The sequence below is a fragment of the Sulfurovum sp. genome (genome assembly GCF_041562805.1).
In the GTDB taxonomy this organism is placed as follows: Bacteria; Campylobacterota; Campylobacteria; order Campylobacterales; family Sulfurovaceae; genus Sulfurovum.
This window is the reverse complement of sequence record NZ_JBFFOH010000244.1, coordinates 1-2,654: the sequence shown is the minus strand read 5'-3', so window position 1 is coordinate 2,654 and position 2,654 is coordinate 1. Positions and strand designations below refer to the sequence as shown.

The following is a 2,654-nucleotide window of genomic DNA, read 5'->3' as shown; positions in this document are numbered from 1 at the left end:
TTACTCTAAAAAAGGTTTTTTACGTAGTATAGAAAAACTCTCTAAAGAAGAGATCAGCGGATTTGGGGTCTTGCTCAATGATGTAAAAATGGATAGAAATGGTTATGGTTATGGTTATGGTTATGGTTATGGTTATTATGAGGAAGACAAAAAGTGATCTTCCCTTTCTTTAAAAAACAAAAAGAGAAAAAGAGGGGACCTGTACTAAAAATTGATCTCCATTCCCACTTCATTCCGGGGATCGATGACGGTTCGCAGAGTATGGACGAGAGTCTTTCTCTTTTAAGGGCGATGGAAACTCTTGGTTACAAGAAAGTGATCACTACACCACATATCATGGTAGATGTCTACAAAAATACACCTAAGATCATCAAAGAAGGATTAGCCTCTTTAAGAGAAGCAGCAAAAGCTGAGGGGATTGAACTTGAGATAGAAGCAGGTGCAGAATACTATCTGGATGAAGGGTTCTATGATCATCTACATAGTGGAGAGGTGATGAGTATCAATGATAAATACCTTCTTTTTGAAACTTCTTATGCTTCGAAGCCTTTGCAACTTGAAGAGATGATCTTTGAAATTTTAGCAACAGGTTATATACCGCTTATGGCACATCCAGAACGTTATCGTTATATTAGAGATCCTCTAAAAGAGTACAGCAGATTTAAAGAACTTGGGGTACTGTTTCAGCTTGACTTGAACTCTTTGGGTGGACATTATGGTAAAGATGCCCAGAAAAATGCTGAGATACTTTCTGAAAATGGGATGATCGATTTCTTAGGATCTGATGTACATCATCTCAAACAGACACAATTTTTGGATGATGTGTTCAATAGTGAGAAATACGCAAAAGTATGGGAAAATAATACCATTTTGAACCATACACTTATATAAGAGGCATAAACATGTATTTAGAATTTGTACTCATTTTTATCCTCTCTTTAGTGTTGGTGGCCCTCGTGAAGTACTATGCTCCCAAGATTGGTTTGGTCGATGAACCCAATAGTAGAAGCAGCCATAGCAGTATCATCCCTAGAGGTGCTGGTATAGGGTTCTATTTAGCTGTAGTTATCATAATGCCGATATTTCATTTTGATCAGGTTCTACTGAATACCTGGACCTGCTTAGCTGTTTTTCTGGTCTTTATCGTAGGTGTGTTAGACGATCATCATGATGCCTCTCCCAATACCAAGTTCATCGTTCTTATACTTAGTACTATACTACTTTCTTTCGATGGTGTGATCATTGATGAAGTGGGGATCTTCTTTGGTGTGGATATTACACTAGGTTGGCTGGCTCTGCCCTTTACTATGTTTGCTATAGTAGGTTTTACAAATGCATTGAATCTTATCGATGGATTAGATGGTTTAGCTGCTACAGTAAGTATAGTGGTACTGGGCAGTTTTTTAGCTGTGGGTTATATGCATGATGACTTCTTCATGATGGTAACCTCTATGGCATTTCTCTCTGCACTCTTGGCTTTTTTGGTTTTTAACTGGCATCCTGCTTCCATTTTCATGGGAGACAGTGGATCTTTGACTTTGGGATTTGTCATCTCTGTGTTGGCTGTTAAATCTTTAGCCTATATGCCAACTGTGAGCATCCTTTTTATTACGGCTATTCCTATATTTGATACGCTGATCGTGATGATCAGACGTAAACTGAACGGACGTTCCGCCTTTTCTGCAGACCGCTGTCACTTCCACCATATTTTAAGACATTTTTTTGCCGAAGACACGAAGAAAACGGTGCTTTTCTTAGGGGTATTACAGGGGATCTACTCTTTGACAGGATTACAATTGGATAAGACTATGGATGAAGGATATTTACTGATCCTTTTTGCATTTAACATTGTACTTCTTTATATGTTTCTTGGCGCAATGATCAAAAGACAAAAGAGAGACTGTTAAGTTTCTTACAATAACTTCATCCTCATACTTTCACTCCAAGGATGATTGAGTTTAAAAAATATTTCTCATGTTATCATACTGCCATCTAACTCAAACTGCGGTGTTGTTTCTCTTTTCATTTTTTAAAAAAACGAAACAAAAATCGTCAGGGTTCTCGAATCGCTGCGCTTACAAGGTCGTTCACCCTGACAGGAAGCGTACGTTGTACGATTAATTGAGAATGATGGAAGGTTATCTTTTGAAACTTTTGAAAATCAAAACGATCACAACTAACTCAATACCTATAAGTAAAAAATGTAGATCATAGACTTGGTCTTGAGGGTTTTCTATGCCATAGAGTACGAATGCTTTATAGATAATATAGGCAATTCCCATGCCTGCAAGATAGCCTAGCTGTTTAGCCGTGTCGACTTTGGTTAAGAGTGTATCTGTCTGTAGAAGTAGGGTTTCTGCTCTTATGAGGTAGCTGCCAAAGAGAAAGGTAACCTGGTATCCGACATAAAGTAGTAGGGCAGTCTGATAGGTATATGATGCATAAAGAAAATAAAGCATCGCCAGTAGCAATACCACTTCTACAAAGAGAGAGATCCTGAAAAACCATTCTGCATTGAGTATGTGATGATAGAATCGTGCTACAAGCAGCATACCCATAGCTAGGATAACTCCACCCAGAGAATAGATAGAAGGTTCAAGAGGTGCATAGAGTGTAAATATAGCGCCTACACTCAATCCCAAAAAGAAGGAGTT

General features: G+C 38.2%; 3 protein-coding genes. 2 read left to right on the top strand and 1 reads right to left on the bottom strand.

The features are described 5' to 3' along the window. Positions 1 to 153 precede the first annotated feature (153 nt). Together ABYK33_RS15290 and ABYK33_RS15285 are read left to right on the top strand one after the other, a co-directional pair. Entirely contained in the window at positions 154 to 891 is a 738-nt protein-coding gene (locus ABYK33_RS15290; protein ID WP_373034182.1) for a tyrosine-protein phosphatase, read from the top strand. An 11-nt stretch (positions 892 to 902) separates the two neighbouring features. After that, positions 903 to 1,907: a glycosyltransferase family 4 protein gene (locus ABYK33_RS15285; protein ID WP_373034181.1), complete on the top strand. Its 1,005-nt coding sequence runs from the start codon at positions 903 to 905 to the stop codon at positions 1,905 to 1,907. A gap of 231 nt (positions 1,908 to 2,138) precedes the next feature. Here ABYK33_RS15285 and ABYK33_RS15280 read toward each other — a convergent pair. After that, positions 2,139 to 2,654, bottom strand: a 516-nt coding sequence (locus tag ABYK33_RS15280) for a hypothetical protein (RefSeq protein WP_373034179.1), incomplete at its 5' end; no start/stop codon positions are given.